The organism is Actinoplanes hulinensis, assembly GCF_019429605.1.
Taxonomy (GTDB): domain Bacteria; phylum Actinomycetota; class Actinomycetes; order Mycobacteriales; family Micromonosporaceae; genus Actinoplanes; species Actinoplanes campanulatus.
Genome location: NZ_JAHXZI010000003.1, coordinates 234,929 through 253,053, shown reverse-complemented (window position 1 = coordinate 253,053; position 18,125 = coordinate 234,929). Strand labels below are relative to the sequence as shown.

General features: G+C 71.4%; 13 protein-coding genes. 9 read left to right on the top strand and 4 right to left on the bottom strand.

Annotation, left to right across the window (positions count from 1 at the left end):
* Window positions 1–28: 28 nt before the first annotated feature.
* A complete protein-coding gene (locus KZ829_RS07470; protein WP_220143104.1) occupies window positions 29–1,000 on the top strand; it encodes a helix-turn-helix transcriptional regulator in 972 nt (323 codons plus the stop codon).
* Here KZ829_RS07470 and KZ829_RS43870 read toward each other — a convergent pair.
* Window positions 991–4,065 carry an NACHT domain-containing protein gene (locus KZ829_RS43870; RefSeq protein WP_220143103.1) on the bottom strand — a complete coding sequence of 1,025 codons (3,075 nt, stop codon included), beginning with the start codon at window positions 4,063–4,065 and terminating at the stop codon, window positions 991–993. The genes KZ829_RS07470 and KZ829_RS43870 overlap by 10 nt on opposite strands.
* Before the next feature lie 58 nt (window positions 4,066–4,123).
* Here KZ829_RS43870 and KZ829_RS07460 point away from each other — a divergent pair, with 58 nt between their 5' ends.
* A complete protein-coding gene (locus KZ829_RS07460; RefSeq protein ID WP_220143102.1) occupies window positions 4,124–5,158 on the top strand; it encodes a hypothetical protein in 1,035 nt (344 codons plus the stop codon).
* Window positions 5,159–5,374: 216 nt separating this feature from the next.
* On the opposite strand, the gene KZ829_RS07455 is transcribed toward KZ829_RS07460, so the two are convergent.
* On the bottom strand, window positions 5,375–7,318 hold the full coding sequence (locus KZ829_RS07455) for a cellulase family glycosylhydrolase (RefSeq protein WP_372453844.1): 1,944 nt from the start codon (window positions 7,316–7,318) through the stop codon (window positions 5,375–5,377).
* Between the two features lie 131 nt (window positions 7,319–7,449).
* On the opposite strand from KZ829_RS07455, the gene KZ829_RS07450 reads away from it, so the two are divergent.
* From KZ829_RS07450 to alaS, 7 genes are all read left to right on the top strand, one after another.
* Window positions 7,450–8,370, top strand: coding sequence for an STM4015 family protein (locus tag KZ829_RS07450; protein ID WP_220143100.1), 921 nt, complete (start codon window positions 7,450–7,452; stop codon window positions 8,368–8,370).
* A complete protein-coding gene (locus KZ829_RS07445; RefSeq protein ID WP_220143099.1) occupies window positions 8,371–9,456 on the top strand; it encodes an STM4014 family protein in 1,086 nt (361 codons plus the stop codon).
* Complete coding sequence (locus tag KZ829_RS07440; RefSeq protein WP_220143098.1) at window positions 9,444–10,241, top strand: STM4013/SEN3800 family hydrolase; 798 nt, start codon at window positions 9,444–9,446, stop codon at window positions 10,239–10,241. The genes KZ829_RS07445 and KZ829_RS07440 overlap by 13 nt, the downstream gene beginning before the upstream one ends.
* On the top strand, window positions 10,238–11,542 hold the full coding sequence (locus KZ829_RS07435) for an STM4012 family radical SAM protein (protein ID WP_220143097.1): 1,305 nt from the start codon (window positions 10,238–10,240) through the stop codon (window positions 11,540–11,542). Before KZ829_RS07440 ends, KZ829_RS07435 begins: the two co-directional genes overlap by 4 nt.
* Window positions 11,539–12,396: an STM4011 family radical SAM protein gene (locus KZ829_RS07430; protein ID WP_220143096.1), complete on the top strand. Its 858-nt coding sequence runs from the start codon at window positions 11,539–11,541 to the stop codon at window positions 12,394–12,396. Before KZ829_RS07435 ends, KZ829_RS07430 begins: the two co-directional genes overlap by 4 nt.
* A gap of 82 nt (window positions 12,397–12,478) precedes the next feature.
* Entirely contained in the window at window positions 12,479–13,018 is a 540-nt protein-coding gene (locus KZ829_RS44840) for an HAD hydrolase-like protein (protein ID WP_372453843.1), read from the top strand.
* A gap of 329 nt (window positions 13,019–13,347) precedes the next feature.
* Window positions 13,348–16,014 carry an alanine--tRNA ligase gene (gene alaS, locus KZ829_RS07420; protein WP_220143094.1) on the top strand — a complete coding sequence of 889 codons (2,667 nt, stop codon included), beginning with the start codon at window positions 13,348–13,350 and terminating at the stop codon, window positions 16,012–16,014.
* Window positions 16,015–16,607: 593 nt separating this feature from the next.
* Here the strand turns inward: alaS and KZ829_RS07415 are convergent.
* Together KZ829_RS07415 and KZ829_RS07410 are read right to left on the bottom strand one after the other, a co-directional pair.
* Window positions 16,608–17,768, bottom strand: coding sequence for a DUF6745 domain-containing protein (locus tag KZ829_RS07415; RefSeq protein WP_220143093.1), 1,161 nt, complete (start codon window positions 17,766–17,768; stop codon window positions 16,608–16,610).
* An 11-nt stretch (window positions 17,769–17,779) separates the two neighbouring features.
* The gene (locus tag KZ829_RS07410) at window positions 17,780–18,097 is read right to left on the bottom strand and encodes a DUF8820 family protein (protein ID WP_204294635.1); all 318 of its coding nucleotides are present in this window, start codon (window positions 18,095–18,097) and stop codon (window positions 17,780–17,782) included.
* Window positions 18,098–18,125: the final 28 nt, after the last annotated feature.

Below are 18,125 nucleotides of genomic sequence, written 5' to 3'. Positions count from 1 at the left end.
TGTCAGTCATCTGTGGCAGGCTTCCGGCATGCGCGCCAGCCGGTTGCTGTCCCTCGTCCTGCTCCTCCAGGACCGAGGCCGGCTCACCGCGCAGCAACTCGCCGAGGAGCTGGACGTGTCGGTGCGGACCGTCTACCGCGACATCGAGGCGCTCGGCGCGGCCGGGGTGCCGGTCTACGCCGAGCTGGGGGCCAACGGCGGCTACCAGCTGGTCGACGGGTACCGGACCCGGCTCACCGGGCTCACCCCGCAGGAGGCCGGCGCCATCCTGCTGGCCGGGGTGCCGGAGGCCGCCGCCGAACTCGGCCTGGGCGCGGTCCTGACCACCGCCGAGCTGAAACTGCGGGCGTCCCTGCCGGCCCGGCTCGCCCGGCACGTCGACGAGATCCGCGACCGGTTCCACCTCGACGCGGCCGGCTGGTTCCGGGAGACCGAGACCCACCCGCACCTGACGGCGCTGGCCGGGGCGGTGTGGAACCGGCGGCGGGCCCGGATGCGTTACCGCCGTCATCGGGCCCCGCACGAGGTGGACCGGCTGATCGACCCGCTCGGCATCGTGCTCAAGGCCGGGGTCTGGTATTTCGTGGCCCGGGTGGACGGGTCGGCGCGCACGTACCGGGTGGCGACGATCCTCGACCTGACCGTCCTCGACGAGACGTTCGAGCGGCCGGAGGGCTTCGACCTCGCTACGACGTGGGCGGAATGGGCCGTCGACTTCGAGCGCCGCCTGCACCGCGGCGTCGCCACGGTCCGGTTCTCCCCCGCCGGCCTGGAACGCATCCCGTATCTGATGACCCGCGCCATGGCCCGCGACGTGTCCTCGGGCCTGGGCTCGCCCGACCCGGACGGTTGGACCACGATCACCCTGCCCATCGAGTCGGTCCGGCACGCCCACGCCGAGTTCCTCCGCCTGGGCGCCGACGTCGAGGTCCTCGAACCGGCCGAGCTGCGGGACATGATGCGTGGCAGCGCCGCCGCCATGACCCGCCTCTACGGCTGATCGGTGCGCCGCAGCTCGGCGAGTCTCGCGGCCGCCTCGCCGTCGCCCGCGTCCGCCAGCGGGCGCAGGTAACGGATCGCCTGATCCACGTCGCCGCGCCGGGCGTACAGGCCGGCCAGCCGTCGGGCGACGCTGAGATCACCGCGGTCCGCTCGTGGGCGGAGCAGACCGATCGCCTCCTCGATGTCGCCCCGCTCGGCCAACAGGTCGGCCAGCCGTCCAGCGGGCTCCGTGTCATGCCCGGAGGCCCAGGGCCGTAGCAGGTCGATCGCCTCCCCGGCCCGCCCCCGCTCCGCCAGCAGACCCGCGAGCCTCAGGGTGGCCTGCACGTCGCCGAGCGCCGACCGCGCCCGCAGCTCGTCCACCCGGCCCTGCCGGGCCAGCAGTTCGGCCAGCCATCTGGCCGCTCCCACCTCGTCCGCGTCGGCGCGCCGGCGCAGTTCGCCCAGGCGTCCCTGCTCACAGAGCACCTTGGCGAGCCACGGCCCAGCTCTCAGGTCACCGGCGTCCACCAACGCCCGCAAGTCGTCGACACGCTGCTGCTGTGCGAGCACGGGCGCCCACTGCAACGAGGCGAGCACATCGCCGGCACCGTCGAGCAGGGGCCGCAACAGCTCCAGCGCCTCGTCATCCGCGCCCATGTCGAAAAGCAGGGCGGCCGCGCGCCGCGCCGCATGCCTGTCACTCGGGGCGAGGCCCCGCAGGATGCGAAGAGCCTCGTCCACCTCGCCGGCACGGGCCAGGGCATCGGCCAGGTGCCGGCTCGCGATCGGGTCGCCACCGTCCGAGCGGGCCCGCAACGCGCCGAGATCGCCCTGCTCCGCCAGGAACAGGGCGAGCGCCCCGGCGGCGGCCCGGTCACCGGCGTCGGCACGCGCCCGCACCTCGTCCACACCGCCCTGCCGGAGCAGCACGACGAGCAGCCAGTGGCCGGCATTCGCGTCACCCGCCTCCGCCCGGGCGCGCAGTTCGCCGGTGCGCTCGCCCAGCACCAGCAGGTCGACCAGCCGGTCAGCGGCGGCGGCGTCCCGGTCGGCGATGCCACGAAGGACGCCGATCGCTCCCTCCGGATCGCCGCGGCCGGCCAGTGATTCGGCCAGCGTCCGGGCCGCCGCCACGTCGCCGGCGGCGGCCCGCGCCCGGAGAACACCCAGGTGCACCGGGCCCGACAGGTGCTCCTGGAGCAGCACGTGCCGGAACTGGTGGATCGCGCCGGAGCGGCGCAGGACCCCGTTCCGGTAGGCCTCGGCCAGGAAGTGCTCCAGGCGCCACGGCAACCAGCCCTGCACCGCGAGGCGGACGTGGGCCAGCCGCCAGCGCGCCCAGGTCCAGCCACCGGCGGCAAAGGCAGCGGTCGAGCCGTAGAGCAACGCCGCCGTCACTCCGACCGGCACCGGCGGTGTGCCCGTCGCCACTGCCGTGGCGGCGAACACCGAGCCGGTCGCCAGGGCATGCCCGACCGCCGCCACCGCCGGCCCGTCCTCGCGCGGCGTCGCCGGCCCCCGCACGGTCATCCAGACGAACGCGAGCGTCGTGGCCACGAGACCGGCCAGCAGGGCGGCGGCGGTGTATGCCGTGATGAGCCCGATGAGATAGCCACCGCCGAGGCCGTAGACGAGCGAAACCCCGAGCGGCCTACGAAGCCGGGCCATACCCTCGTGCCGGCCCGAAAAGATCACCCGCAGCCATCCGAACGCACCACAAAGGAAGGCCAGGACCGCCCCGGCCACGGCGGCCGTAACGGAGAATCCGGCGGCCGCGGCGAGCACGCCGCCGACCGTCCCGACGGTCGCGGCCACCGCGATCGTCGTCTCCGTCCGCACACGCTCGGGCCGGACGGTGAGCAACCCCGGATCAAGCTGCCGCCGGCGCACGTCCCGGGTGCCCGCGGCGTACAGGTGATAGGCCAGGCAGCCCAGCCAGCGCCGTTGCCGTGCACCCGGGTAGGCGGCCGCCAGGAACGCGTCCATCAGGCGCCCGGCGATCTCCGGCCGGGTGCCGAGGGTCAGCAGCTCGGCCGGGTCGCCGCCCGGCTCCTGGTAGGCGGTTCGGGCCATCGACACCATCAGCGGTGTGGACAGCGTCCGCACCAGCGGATCCCCGTCATCGGCGGCGCGCAGGTGGGTGAAGACCGGCTCCCATCGGGGCCGCCCGGACTCGGGGTAGGAGAGGTAGGCCACCGCGGCGTCCACATCGACGGCCTCCAACTCGACCACCGCCGCGGTGGTCAGGACGTGGCCGGCGCGCTCGTACTCGCCGATGCGGGAGGTCAGGACCAGGGGGCGGCCCGCCGACGCGTGGTCGTCGAGTGCCCGCAGAGCCGGGCCGATCGCCGAGCCGGGCAGCTCGTCCAGGCCGTCCAGCAGCGGCAGGACCCGGTTCTGCTCGACCAGGCGGCGGGCCACCGTGAGCGGGTCGCCGTACCGGCTCAGCACCGGTCGATGATCCTCGGCGAGCCGGCGGGCGAGGAGACCGTCGAGCGGCCCGGCCGGATCCCAGTCGCTGATCGGCACCAGCAGCGGGAGCGGCTCGCCGTCGGCGCGGGTGCGGAGCAGGCCCAGGGTGAGCAGCAGGGCGAAGACGCTCTTGCCGGCGCCCGGTTCGCCGAGCACCACCAACTGTCGGCGGGGCAGCGCCCGGAACGCGGCGGCGATCTCGGTGTTCAGCTCGTCGGTGTGCCCGGTCAGCGGGAACTCACGCCAGTCACCGGCCGCGGCCGTTCCGAGGACCGCCTGCCGTCCCGCCGCCGGGCGGCCCGTCGACGACCAGCGGACCAGCACCGGGGCCGGGCGGGTCACCTCACGGCGGACCGCCTCGCCGGCCCACGCGTTCTCGATCGGGGCGAGCAGGTCGGCGACCACCCGGTCCAGGTCCGGGCCGGGTCCGGCGCGGTGGCGGGCCCGTTCGATCCACACGACGGCCGCGGCCAGCGTTGCGACGGCCGACCACACCGCCCACGGCCACCACCACCAGCTGTCCGGCGGGTTCACCGTGTTCGTGGCCATGTTCCCGCCGAGCGCGAGCGCGATCCCGGCCAGCAGGGCGGCGATCGGCGACGGTCTCACCATTTGAGTATCGATGCGCGGGCCGGTTTCGTCGTACCCCGTTGATAGCGTCCCGCGTATGCCGATCAAGCCAGTGCACGGTGGGGACCCGATGCCCCTGGAGAGTCCTGACGACGTGGCCACTCTCGTCGGGCATCTGGAGCGGCGGGACCGGGAGCCGGCCTGGCTCGGTGACCACTTCTCCTACCTGGCCGGCACGAGGCCGGACTGGTTCCGCCCGTTCCAGGAGACGGTGATCGTCGGCAACCATCTGCCGTACTGGGAGGTGGTCTACGACGACGCGTGCGTGCTGCTCGCCGGCGCCTCCGACCGTTGCGTGGAGACGCTCGCCGGGCGGCTGCGTGACCGCTGGTCCGGCTACGACATGTGGGCGCTCGCCGCGATCGGCACCGGCGCGGCCCGGGTCGTGATCGCCGACCTGGTGCGCGCGGGCGCAGACCGGCAGGATTTCGAGGATTCCGGGATCTGGGTGCCACCCACCGGCCCCGCGGAGTACAGGTTCACCCCTCAGCGCCGCGTCGTGGTGCTGGAGCCGGGTGACTTCCCCGGCGCCGACAATCCGGTCGGCCTGCCGGTCGAGCGGATCGTGCGCGACCCGGCCACCACCCCGGTGGTCTGGCACTACGCGTCGTTCCGGCTCGGCGAGATCCCCGGGCTGCCACCCTTCCCGGCCGAGCGGGCCCATCTGGTCGCGCCCGCGTCAGCCTGCCTATGGACGGTGTTCGCCGACATCGGCGCCGACGGCCGCTACTTCGGCGAGGAGGTGCGGTTCGAGTCCGGCGACGACGACCCGGACGAGGACTACGCGGACGACGACCCCGGCTTCGGTGCCGGCCGGGTGCTGCTGCGCCCCTACGGCCCCGACCTGATCTACAGCAACGGCAACATCCACTCCTCACCCGGCGTGGTCGGCACCGCGGGCGGCCCACCCATCGGCCTGTACCCGAACCCGTCCTGCCCCTCCTGCAAGCGCCTGATGTTCCACGCCCTCACCGTGGAGACCTACATCCGCGAACACGGTGACGGTTTCCGCAGCCTCTACCTCTGCGAGGACTGCCACAAGGTCGCCTCCACCGCCACGGGGTGGAACTAGGCACCTTTGTGGCCGAGGTCCGGCGTTTCGCGGGCAGAGTTGCGGCACGCCCGGACCGGCGGGGCGGGGTCGGAGAGAGCGTGAGTGGGCAGCTCAGCCCGGCGGGCGCGCCGCCGGGCCCGGCCCGGCAGATGATCGCGGTCTTCCCACGGCGGCTCGCCTCACCCGTACAAGAAGGAATGAAGCGTGAGAGGAGCCGCCGAGGGTGACCGATCGTCAGGTGAGAGTGCAGCTCAGGCCGGCCGGAGAGGCGGCGGGGCCGCTGCCGACGAAGCCGAACGTGGTGCTTGCGGAGGGTGACAGCGCGCCGTTGTGGGCGGCGTTGCGGACGGTGACCGCGGGTGTGCCGAGCACGCCGTTCCAGAGGGACGCGACCGTGGTGCCGGACGGGAAGGTCCAGTTCACGGTCCACGCGGTGCCGGCGGTGGTGCCGGTGTTCTTGACCGTGACCTCGGTCTGGAAGCCGCCGGTCCACGAGCCGATGGTCTTGAACGTGGCCGAGCAGCCCTGGTCACCGCCGTTTCCGCCACCGGTTCCGGTGGTGACGCTGCGGCCGGCCGAGGCTGCGGAGATGTTTCCGGCCGCGTCGCGGGCCTTGACGCTGAACGTGTACGCGGTGTTCGCGCTCAGTCCGGTGGCGGTGTACGAGGTGCCCGAGACGGTGGCCACGACGGTCCCGTTGCGCAGCACGTCGTAGGAGGTCACGCCGACGTTGTCGGTGGACGCCGTCCAGGTCAGGGCGACGCTGTTCGCGGTGATCGTGCCGGCGGTCGGCTGTCCGGGGGCGGTCGGCGCGGTGGTGTCGCCGTCCTCGCCGCCGTCACCGTAGCGCTGTCCGAGACTGATCCCCGTGGTGCTGCCGTCGCCGCCGAGCGGGACCTGGTGGTCGAGGCTCACGAACCGGCCGTCGTGCTGCCACAGCGCCGGCTTGAGCAGGGCGTATTTCTGCTCGTCCCAGGTCTTCCAGTCGTCGAGCAGCAGCCCGCCGGTGTCGCCGGAGTTGGGGTTGAGCACCCAGAACGTCTGGTGCAGCTTGTTTTCGGCGATCAGGTCACGCAGCGCGGTCATCCACTTGTCCTGGCGCGCGTCCTGGCCGAGGCGGCCGCCCCACTCGCCGATCAGCAGCGGCGCGGTGCCGTTCTCGTGCAGGTAGAACCAGTTGGGCCGCCACACGTCGTTGGTGAGGCTGGCCTTGTCGAACGGCTTGTCGAACCACGGCTGGTTGTAGACCAGCGGCCCGTAGTCGTGTGGTGAGTAGACGAGCTGATCCTGGTTCTGACCGAGATTGATCGGGTGTTCCTTGACGCCGCGGAGGTTGCCGCCCCACCAGTTGTAGTAGTAGTTCGGCGACAGGTCGGGGTCGGTGTTCGGGGAACTCCAGGTCTCGCCCTCGCGCGGGTAGACCTCGTTGCCCTCGACCAGGATCAGCACGTTCGGGTTGATCGCGAGGATCCGCTTGGCGGCCGTCTCGGCGGTGTTCTTCCAGTTGTCGACGTCGGTGGTCGCGTCCCACTTGGCGCGCGTGGTGTCGTTCGGGGTGCCGTGCGGCTCGTTCTTCAGGTCGAAGGCGACGACCGTGTCGTTGGTCCTCCAACGGGTGGCCGCCCACTCCCAGGCCTGGTAGTACAGCTCCGGGGTGATCGCGCCCTTGTACCAGACCGGGTGGATGTGACCGGAGTTGTCGGCCTCGGCGGAGTGCACGTCGAGCAGGACCTTGATGCCGTACTTCTCGCACAGGTCCAGCCAGAACTCGAAGATCTCCAGGCTGTCCATGCCGGTGAGCTCCGGGTTGGCGTAGGTGTTCACGTTCGGCGCGGCGGCCTGCCCGTTCTTCCACTCCAGCAGCAGCTGGGTGGAGATCGGGACGCGGACCAGGTTGATGCCGCGGTCGGCCATCGACTTGGTGATCTGGGTGACGTTGGCCGACCACAGGCCGTGGAATACCCGCTCGGAGGCGTTGAAGCCGAACCAGTTGGTTCCGGTCAGCCAGACAGGATTGCCGGCCGCGTCGACGATCTTGTTGCCGGATACGTGCAGCCAGTCCTCGGCCGGGGGCGCGGCCGAGGCGAGGTGCGGGGCGGCTGCGCCGCCGGTCAGCGCCAGCGCGGCGCCGAGCAGGGCGGCGGCGAACCGGCGCCCGCGGTGTGGTTTCGCGGTCACTCGATCACTCCAAGGGGATGGGGTTACGGGTCTGGGAGCGCTCCCATCCACAGTATTCAATCTCATTGTCGCCGCGTTCAAGAGGTAACCGGTTCCGGAAAGTGTCGGTGGTCGCTGCTACGGTCTGCGCCGTGACCATCCACGAATTCCTGACGACGTTCGCGGACCTCCCCGTCGTGCAGTCCGAGGACGGGCCCGATCCGGTCGACCCGGCCGCGGTGGCGTGGCGGCTCGAGCTGGACGATTTCGAGGGCTCCGAAGAGGATTTCGCCGCGGCCTTCGAGCGGATGCTGGCGCGCAGCGGCCCAACCGGCCCCACCGCGCTGATCATCGGGGAGTGGGGGTCCGCCTACGACACGGCCTTCCCGATGCGGGTGCTGATCGACAACGTCGCCCGGCTCACCGGGCTGCGCGCGCTGTTCCTCGGCGAGATGAGCTATGAGCAGTGCGAGATCTCGTGGATCCACCACAGTGACATCACCCCGCTGCTCACCGCGTTCCCGTCGCTGGAGCGGCTGTGGGTGCGCGGCTCCGACGGTCTGGAGTTGACCCCGGTGCGGCACGAGGGGCTGCGTGAGCTGGTCTTCCAGTCCGGTGGCCTGCCCGCCACCGTGATCCGGGCGATCGGCGCCAGCAACCTGCCCCACCTCACCCACCTGGAGCTGTGGCTGGGCGTGGCCAACTACGGCGGCGACGCCCGCGCCGACGATCTGGAGCCGATCCTGGCCGGCCGATCCCTGCCCGCGCTCACCCACCTGGGCCTGCGCAACGCGGAAATCGCCGAGGAGCTGGCCGCCGCGGTCGCCGCCGCGCCGATCGTCTCCCGGCTCACCAGCCTCGACCTGTCCCTCGGCGTCCTCGGTGACGCGGGCGCCGCGAGCCTGCTGGCCGGGCAGCCGCTCACCCACCTGGAGTCGCTGTCGCTGCACCACCACTTCATGTCGCCGGAGATGTCCCAGCGGGTCGTCGACGATCTGCCCGGCGTGACGGTCGACGTCTCCGACCCGCAGAAGGAGGAGCGCTGGGGCCGGTATACCGCGGTGGCGGAGTAGATGCCGCTCGCCCTCGTCGGCAACCCGTCGAACCGCCGGGTCGCGCTGTTCACCGCCGCCGCGCGCCGGGCCGGGCTGCCGGCGCCGACGGTCCATCCGTGGCGCGAGGTGCTGCTCTCCGGGAGCGTCCCCGGCTCCGGCACGCTGGTCCGGATCGACTCGCCGGGAGAGGACGCCGAGGTGGACCGCCTGCTCCGTGCCCTCGGCTCGGGCCGCCCGGCCACGACGGCCCGGCACGGCGAGATCCTGGGCATGGGCGCGGCCTTCACCGGGCTGGGGCTGGCCCTCGCCCGTGTCGCCGACGGTGGCGGGCTGCCGCTCAGCGATCCCGCGGACATCCTGACCATGACGGACAAGCGCCGCTGCCATGCGCTGCTGTCGGCCGCGGGGATCCCGGTGCCGCCCGCGCTCTCCGCGTCCGCGCCGGGATCCGGTTACAAGGCGCTGCGTGACGCGATGCGGGCGGCCGGGTGGGGGCGGGTCTTCGTGAAACCCGCCCACGGCTCCTCCGCCTCCGGGGTGATCGCCTTCGCCGCGGCCGGGCGGCGGGTCACGGCCGTCACCTCGGTCGAGCTGAGCGGTGGGTCCCTCTTCAACAATCTGGGGGTACGCCGTTATGACGACGAATCCTCCATCCGTACGATCGTCGACCTGCTGGCGCCGGACGGGCTGCACGTCGAGCAGTGGTTCCCCAAGGCGTCCCTCGGTGACCGGGTGCTCGACCTGCGAGTCGTGGTGATCGCCGGCCGGCCACGGCACGTGGTGGTGCGGACGAGCCGGTCGCCGATGACGAACCTGCACCTCGGCAACGCCCGCGGCGATGTCGGGGCGGTGCGGGCCGCCGCCGGTGAACGGTCCTGGGCGGCCGCCATGGAGACGTGCGTGCGGGTGGCGGCGTGCTTTCCCCGTACCCTGCATGTCGGTGTCGATCTGATGTTCCGGGTGGGTTGGCGTGATCATGCGGTGGCCGAGGTGAACGCGTTCGGCGACCTGCTGCCCGGTGTGCTCGCGGGCGGCCAGGACACGTATGACGCGCAGGTCGCCGCCCTCCTCGACGGCTGGGCGGGCGTCGCGTGCGTGAACTGATCGGCAGTCATGATCTGTTGTTCGTCACGTTGGACACGCTGCGGTTCGATGTGGCGCAGCGGTGCCTGGCCGGCGGGCGGACCCCGCAATTGGCGAAGGTGCTGCCCGGCGGCGTGTGGGAGCGGCGGCACAGTCCGGCGAGTTTCACCTATGCGGCGCATCACGCCTTCTTCGCGGGGTTCCTGCCGACACCGGCGACGCCGGGACAGCATGAGCGGCTGTTCGCGGCCCGGTTCGGCGGGAGTGAGACGAGTGGGCCGGGGACGTTCGTGTTCGACGCGGCGGATCTGCCGGCCGGGCTGGCCGCTGCCGGGTATCACACGGTCTGTTTGGGTGGGGTGGGGTTCTTCAATCCGGCGGCGCCGCTGGGCCGGGTGCTGCCCGGTTTGTTCGCCGAGTCGCACTGGGAGAAGGCTTTCGGGGTGACCGCACCGGACTGTGTCGGCGCGCAACTGGACCGCCTGGAGTCGATCATCGCGGGGCTGCCCGCCGGCCGGCCGCTGTTCACCTTTCTCAACGTCGCCGCGATGCACCAGCCGAACAAGCACTACGTCCAGGGCGCCGGCACCGACTCGGTGGAGACCCACGCGGCCGCCCTGGAGTATGTGGACGGTCGCCTCGACCGGCTGTTCGCGCTGGTCAGCGGGCGTGAGCGACCATGCTTGGTGATCATCTGCTCGGATCACGGCACGCTCTACGGCGAGGACGGTCACGTCGGTCACCGGGTCGCGCACGAGACGGTGTGGACGGTGCCGTACGCCGACTTCATCCTGGAGCCAACGTGAGCCTCGACGATTCGCCGTATCAGGGGTATCTGTACGCGTACCCGCACAAGACCGCGTACCGAAAACTCGACCCGCGGCCGTTGTTGAGCGACGTGTGGTCGGGCGAGCGGCAGGACTCCCTGTTCGGGTACGTGCACCTGCCGTTCTGCGAGATGCGCTGCGGCTTCTGCAACCTGTTCACCCGCGCCAACCCGCCGGACGAGCAGGTCACCGCCTACCTGACGCAGCTTCGCCGGCAGGCGGCCGCGGTCCGCGACAGCCTCTCCCCCGGCGCCGTGTTCTCCCGGCTGGCGATCGGCGGCGGCACCCCCACCTATCTGACCGCCCCGGAACTGTCTGAACTGTTCGGCATCGTCGGCGACGCCTTCGGCACGATCGCGGTCCCGCTGTCGGTGGAGACGTCCCCCGCCACCGCGACCCCCGACCGCCTCGCCGTCCTCGCCGAACACGGCACGACCCGGATCAGCATCGGCGTGCAGAGCTTCCTCGACACCGAGGCCCGCGCCGCCGGCCGGCCACAGCGCCTCGCCGAGGTGCGGGCCGCGCTGACGGCGATCCGGGAGGCGCGGATCCCGGTGCTCAACATCGACCTGATCTACGGCATCGACGGGCAGACCGCGGCCACCTGGCAGCATTCGCTCGACGAGGCGCTGCGCTGGCGGCCCGAGGAGCTGTACCTGTACCCGCTCTACGTGCGCCCGCTGACCGGACTGGGCCGGCGCGCCCACGCCCGCGCCGACTGGGACCGCCAGCGCCGGGAGCTGTACCGGCAGGCGGTCGAGGTGCTGACCGGCGCCGGCTACGTACGGCATTCGATGCGCCAGTTCCGCCGGGCCGGCGCGCCCGTCCCGGACGGCCCCGACTACTGCTGCCAGGACGACGGCATGATCGGGCTGGGCTGCGGGGCGCGCTCCTACACGACGGAGCTGCACTACTCGTTCGACTACGCGGTCGCCGTCTCCGAGGTCCGCGCGGTCATCGACGACTACCTTTCCAGACCACAGACCGATCTCCGGTACGCCGAGATCGGCTTCCGTCTGGACGCCGTCGAACAGCGGCGCCGCTGGCTGCTCAAGTCACTGCTGCGGGCCGAGGGGGTGGACGCCGCGGCCTACCTTTCCCGGTTCGGCACGACGCACACCGGCGACTTCCCGCAACTGGACGGCCTGGTGGACCGGGGCTGGCTGAACCCGGCCCGCACCCGGCTCACCGACGAAGGTCTGGCCTGGTCCGACGCCATCGGACCGTGGCTGGTGTCGGCCGGCGTCCGGGAAGCGATGGGAACCTACGTTCCACGATGACCGACCTCTACGTGCTCTACCGTGGGCCGCTGGCGAGCTGCAACTACGACTGCCCGTACTGCCCGTTCGCCAAGCGCGTCGACCCGCCCGAGGTGTTGCGCGCCGACCGGGCCGCCCTGGAGCGGTTCACCGGCTGGGTGGAGGCGACCACCGACCGGCGGCTGTCGGTGCTGTTCACGCCGTGGGGCGAGGGGCTCACCCGGTCCTGGTACCGGGACGCCGTCGTGCGCCTCTCCCACCTGCCACACGTCGCCCGGGTCGCGATCCAGACGAACCTGGCCGCCCGCACCGGCTGGCTGGCCGCGGCGCACCCCGGGGTCGCCGCACTGTGGACCACCTACCATCCGGGCGAGGTGACCCGCGAACGGTTCCTGGCCCGCTGCCGGGAACTCGACCGGCTCGGCATCCGCTACTCGGTCGGCGTCGTCGGCCTCCCCGGCCACTACGACGAGGCCGTCGCGCTGCGCTCGGCCCTGCCGTCCACGGTCTACCTGTGGGTGAACGCGGCCGACGGCCACGTCTACACCTCCGAGGAGGAGCGGCGCTGGACCGCGCTGGATCCCCGCTTCGGCGACAGCGTCCGCCCGCACGCGTCACTCGGCCTGCCGTGTCATGCCGGCGAGACCGCCATCTCGGTGCTCGGTGACGGCACCGTCCGCCGATGCCACTTCATCCCGGAGCCCATCGGCAACCTCTACGACGGTACGTGGCGCGCGGCCCTCCGACCGCGCCCGTGCACCAACGCCCTGTGCGACTGCCACATCGGCTACGTGCACCTCAAGCCACTGCGCCTCCGCGACGTCTACACCGAAGGCCTCCTCGAACGCATCCCCGCGGTCTGGCCCCTCCCCTGACAGCAACTCCCGCTACGCATTGATCGCCTCCAGCGGAGGTGGAGCCGTTCCGCACAAGCGGCCTGGCCACTGACGGTAGTCAATGAGCGAAAACCGCCAAGATTTCGCACCCACCGCCAAAACGGCCCCAGACCAGCGACATCCTGCCTGGTGCGACCCGTCCCGGTGCACCGCCGACCCGTCCACACAGGCCAACGGCTACCGATCCCGGGCCGGTGGCGAACACCGGTCCGCCGACCTGCCGTTGGCGGTACGGCCCACCGTGTGGCCGACATCGGATCGCATCGAAACGTTCCTGACCGAAGCGGTCGCCCCGTGGCGATGCGCGACCTACCTGCGCACAACCGCGGACGGCGAAGAGGTGGCCTCGATGCCGGTCGAGTCGGATCCGCTCCGGCTCGCACTCGACCGGCTGCACATCCCGCCGGACCAGGCGTGCTTCATCGGGGACACCGCCTCAGACATACGGGCCGGAAGAGCGGCAGGTGTACCCGTCTACGGTGCGGCCTGGGGCTACCAAGACGCGGCTGCATTGGCCGCTGCGGGCGCGGACGGGCTGTTCGCCGAGCCCGCTGACGTCGTCGGCCTGGTCCTGGGCGAGCGGTCTGTCACTGTAGGCTAGGATTCCAGCGCGACAGGTGTGACCGTGCGCTCCGGCAGCAGCCCGTGAGCGGCGGCATCACCGTAGAACGGAAGCAGGGCACAGGCATGGGAATGGTGGGGCGGCGAGCTAGCCGCGCTGAGCTGGGGAACGAGGACCGCGTCCTCGCCTGACCCCCTCGGCCCGGCTCGGCGTGACCAGACACCCGCTTCCCACCGCTGTTTTCCTGTGCGAACCGCCTGGACGGACACCGGCGAGGACTCCACACCACCCATCCACGCATGCGCGTGGTCGTCGGTGGTGTGGGGCGCCAGGTGCGTTCGCCACCTCATCACCTGTGAGGCTCTGCCATGCGTTCCGCCGACATCCGCAAGATCTACTTCGACTACTTCACCAGCCGCGGCCATACCCGCGTACCGTCCAGTTCGCTCGTCCCGGACGACCCGACCCTGCTTCTGGCCAACGCGGGTATGAACCAGTTCAAGCCGTACTTCCTCGGCGAGGTACCGCCGCCGTACCCGCGCGCCACGAGCGTGCAGAAATGCGCCCGAACCTCCGACATCGACAACGTCGGCCGGACCACCCGCCACGCCACGTTCTTCGAGATGCTCGGCAACTTCTCCTTCGGCGACTACTTCAAAGCCGACGCCATCCGGTACGCCTGGGAACTGCTCACCGAGCACTACCGCCTCGATCCCGAGAAGCTGTGGATCACCGTCTACCAGGACGACGACGAAGCCATCGAACTCTGGCGGCAGGTCGGTGTCCCCGCCGAACGGATCCAGCGCCTCGGCATGGACGACAACTTCTGGTCCATGGGCGTACCCGGGCCGTGCGGACCGTGCTCGGAGGTCTGCTACGACCGCGGGCCCGCGTTCGGTCCGGCCGGCGGCCCGGAGGCCAACGGCGAGCGGTACCTGGAGATCTGGAACCTCGTCTTCATGCAGAGCCTGCGCGGCGAAAGCGCCGGCGGCGGCAAGGGAGACTTCCCGATCCTCGGCGAACTGCCCAACAAGAGCATCGACACCGGCCTCGGCCTCGACCGCATCGCCGCGATCCTGCAAGGCGTGGACACCGTCTGCGAGACCGACCTGCTCGCTCCCACCCTGGCGACGGTCGAACGCCTGGCCGGACGCCGTTTTCCCGGTCGCAACGGCAGCGACGAATCGGTCTCCTTCCAGGTCGTCACCGAACACGCCCGCTCCACCGCGTTCCTGATCGCCGACGGCGTCCTTCCCTCCAACGAAGGCCGCGGCTACGTACTGCGCCGCCTGATGCGCCGGGCGATCCGCCATGCGCGTTCCCTCGGCATCGACCGGCCCGTCCTGGCCGAAGTCGTCGGCAGCGTCATCGACAACCTCGGCACCGACTGGCCCGACCTGCGCAACCAACGCGAGTTGATCACCGCCGTGGTCAGCCGGGAGGAGGAAACCTTCGGCGTGACCCTTCGCCAGGGCACCCGTCTACTCGACGCCGCCATCACGCGCACCCGCACCAGCGGCGGCACCCGACTCGCCGGAGAGACGGCGTTCGAACTGCACGACACGTACGGCTTCCCGATCGAACTCACCCTCGAAGCGGCCCAGGCCGCCGGCCTCACCGTCGACGAGGACCGCTACGCCACACTCCTGAACGAACAACGATGCCGGGCGAAGAAGAGCGGCAAGGCCCAGACCGCCGCCGCGATGCGCCGCCAAGACGCCTACCGTGCGATCCTCGCCCAGCACGGCCGCACCGACTTCGTCGGCTACACCGGCACCACCGCCGACACCGAACTCCTCGCGCTGCTCGCGGACGGCGAATCACTCTCGGCGGCGGACGAGGGCCAGCAGGTCGAGGTCATCATCAGCCGCAGCCCGTTCTACGCCGAACGAGGCGGACAGATCGGCGACACCGGAACCCTGACCACCGACGACGGCACCATCGAGGTCACGGACACCACGTACGGCCTCGACGGCTTCTACGTCCTCACCGGCCGAGTCACCACCGGCCAGGCCCGCCCCGGTCAGCTTGCCCATGCCGTCGTGGACGCGGGCCGGCGCGCCGCGATCGCCCGATCCCACTCAGCCACCCACGTCCTGCACGCCATGCTGCGCCGCAACCTCGGCGACCACGCCCGTCAGCAGGGCTCCCTCGTCGCCCCCGACCGGCTGCGGTTCGACTTCGCCCACTTCGCACCCGTCGACCCGGATCGCCTCCAAACCATCGGCGCCATGATCAACGACTATCTACTCGCAGATCCCGTCGTACGGGTATGGCATGCCACCCGCGCCGAAGCCGAGGAAGCCGGAGCCATCGCCTTCTTCGGCGACACCTACGGCGACCTCGTCCGGATCGTCGACATCGGCGACGCCTCCCGCGAACTCTGCGGAGGCACTCACGTCACCCACGCTGCTCAAGCCGGGCCAGTGCGCATCCTCGGCGAATCGTCCATCGGCGCCGGCCTCCGCCGCATCGAAGCCCTCACCGGCCGCGACGCCCTCCAGCGAGCCGATCACGAACACCGCCTCCTCGACGAGGTCACCCAGCTGCTCGGGAGCCGACCCGACGACCTGATCGCCACGCTCAGCAAGAGACTGGGCGCGCTCGCCGACGCCGAGAAGACCCTGGCCGAATACCGTCGCCGGGAACTGGATACCGTCGCCGCCGAACTGGCCGGACAACGTCGTGACCTCGGCAACGGAACGCTCGTGACCGCGCAGGTCAGCGACATGGCGGCTGCCGAGCTTCGCACGCTTGCCACCACCGTCGTCGACCTCCTGCCACAAGCCACCCCTGCGGGCGCCGTCCTCGCCACCATCAACGACGGCAAAGCACTTCTGGTGGCAGCGATCAACCGCCCGCTGCTGGATCGTGGAGTCCAAGCCCGCCAACTCCTCATCGAGGCAGCCACCACCATCGGCGGAGGTGCCGGCGGCACGGGTCCGATCGCCAGCGCCGGAGGACGCAACAACACAGCATTGAAGACGGCCCTGGCTCAGGCCGAGGCCGCCCTTGCTGCTTCCACCGGCCGGTAGGCGCGAAGCTCTCACTGCCCTCGGGATCGAAGGGTTCTGGCCAGTGCACCCATTGGCCAGAACCCTTCGCCGACGAGCCAAACCGTGCTCTTCGCCGATGCTCAATGCCCGACTCGCCCACTTTGACGATCCGGCCATCTGCGACTTTGACCCATGGCTGTGAGGCGTCAGACGCCGCATCTCAGGAGACGACCAAGGGCTTCCCACAACTCGCAATTCACATCAACTGATGCGAGTTGACATGCGGCCATAGCTGTTATCGATCAGTGGGAGTTGTCAGTAGTCAGGCCCTTGCGCGGAACGGCTCATTGCTCGCGTGCCTCACCTGGAGCGCGGCGAAGATCCGGCTCGGCTCGTTGCCGGAACGGAGCCGACTGGCCACGACCGTGGGCGCCCTTCTTCCCGGCCTCCGCGTCAGCCGCGCGGTCCGTAAGCGGCCGAACAGTTACTGGCCAGTGGGCGCAGGCCGGGCGACCGAATTACCGGCGGAGCCACGCAGCCGCATGGGCCACGCCGCACCGGACAGGCCCTGATGCCCTCGGGGGGTAAGCCGTCGGGCGGCCGGGCCGCGGCGGGACACCGTGGCTGTGGGGTCAGGTCTGGATCAGGGGTTGGTATTCCTCTTCGGTCAGGCCGAACGTCCACGCCACGCCCTCGCGGGCAGTGCGGGTCTCGGGTGGCACCCGCAGCCAGTAGACGCGGCTTGTGCCGTCCGGCTCCGGGGTTGAATTGATCACCTCGACCATCACCAGTGGCTCGTCGCCGGGCAGGTCGAGCCGCCACAGTGTGCCGGTCTCGTCGGAGCCGATCCGCCTGGCGCCGGCCTCGCTCAGGTAGCGCTCGTAGCCGAAGTGCTCCAGCATCACGCGGCGGATCTCGGCGTTCGTCTCCCGGCGGACCCGGTCGACGGTCAGGGACGGCAGTTCGGCCGCCAGGCCGGACGGGATCGGCATGCCGCGCCAGGCCCACAATCCGTATCCGTCGGTGAACTCCATGGCCGGGCCCTCACCGCGGTGCAGCCGCCCGACGTTGTCCCGGGCCAGGATGACGGGGCGCTCGGAAAGCACGGCGACCCGTTCGAACGCCCACCACCAGCCGCTGTGCCGGGCCACCCGGGCGAGCCCGGCAAGGCCCGTCATCAGGCCTGCCTCGGGGCACACCCGTGCCGCCGCCTCGAACGTGCTCAACCACGCCCCGTCGTGCTGCCCGTAGACGGCGTCGAGCACCGCCGGCCCGGCGCCGGGCAGTTCGGCGGCCAGGTCCTCACCGATCCGGGACCGCAGACGCCCCGCGACCATGTCCATCACCAGGGGCCAGGACCGGCGCCCGGCCGCGGCGCTCAGCTGAGCCCAGCCGTCGGCGCCGAGCGCGAGGAGAGCGGCTTTCCGGGCGGCCGCCCACGGCGCCGTCCGCACCAGGCCGCGCATCGACCGGCCCGCGCGCTCCCCCGGCGCCCAGCCCTGGAGGCGCAGCTCGGCCTGAGCCTCAGCGAACCACTCCGGGACCGCCCCGCCCGGATCGGCGCCCGGGATCGGCTCGACCGCCCCAGAGAGCAACGCCGCGGCGGCCGCGGCCGCGCGGGGCGAACCGAACCAGTAGATCCGCTCGGGTGGCTCGGTGCCGGCGAGACGGTACGCCTCCCGGACGCCCTCCTCCGCGGCCGCGCGGTCGGCGGGGCCGGTCTCCATCGCCGCGGCCAGCCACTGGTCCTCGATCGCCGCGGCCATCGACTCCTGTGTGTGTGTCAGTCGCACAGCCCGCCCCCTCAGTCCGCGACCGGCCGGAAGGCGCCAGGAATGTACTCCCGCTGGCGCACCACCCGGTAGTGCCCGGCGGGCAGCGGGATCGGACCGTGCTCCTCGTGGGTGACCCGGCCGTGCGCCGGCACCTCGAGGAACATCCGCTCCGGATCGTCGAGGTCGGCGAGCAGTTGCAGACCCGGGCCACCGACCACGTGCGCGTGGCCGGTGGCCTCACCTCGGGCCAGCACCATCCGCCCTCGCCGATCGCGTGGGACCGGTGCGCAGGCCGGGACATCGGCCTGCGGCACCGGGATGATCAGCACATCGCCCTGACGGAACATCCGGCCTCCCCGGCAGCACTTTCTCTGT

Bases quoted from the DNA above. Each gene is read 5' to 3' on its own strand.
- KZ829_RS07460 (WP_220143102.1), top strand. From the start codon at position 4,124: ATGCCGATCAAGCCAGTGCACGGTGGGGACCCGATGCCCCTGGAGAGT.
- KZ829_RS07470 (WP_220143104.1), top strand. From the start codon at position 29: ATGCGCGCCAGCCGGTTGCTGTCCCTCGTCCTGCTCCTCCAGGACCGA.
- KZ829_RS07445 (WP_220143099.1), top strand. From the start codon at position 8,371: ATGCCGCTCGCCCTCGTCGGCAACCCGTCGAACCGCCGGGTCGCGCTG.
- alaS (WP_220143094.1), top strand. From the start codon at position 13,348: ATGCGTTCCGCCGACATCCGCAAGATCTACTTCGACTACTTCACCAGC.
- KZ829_RS07430 (WP_220143096.1), top strand. From the start codon at position 11,539: ATGACCGACCTCTACGTGCTCTACCGTGGGCCGCTGGCGAGCTGCAAC.
- KZ829_RS07410 (WP_204294635.1), bottom strand. From the start codon at position 18,097: ATGTTCCGTCAGGGCGATGTGCTGATCATCCCGGTGCCGCAGGCCGAT.
- KZ829_RS44840 (WP_372453843.1), top strand. From the start codon at position 12,479: ATGAGCGAAAACCGCCAAGATTTCGCACCCACCGCCAAAACGGCCCCA.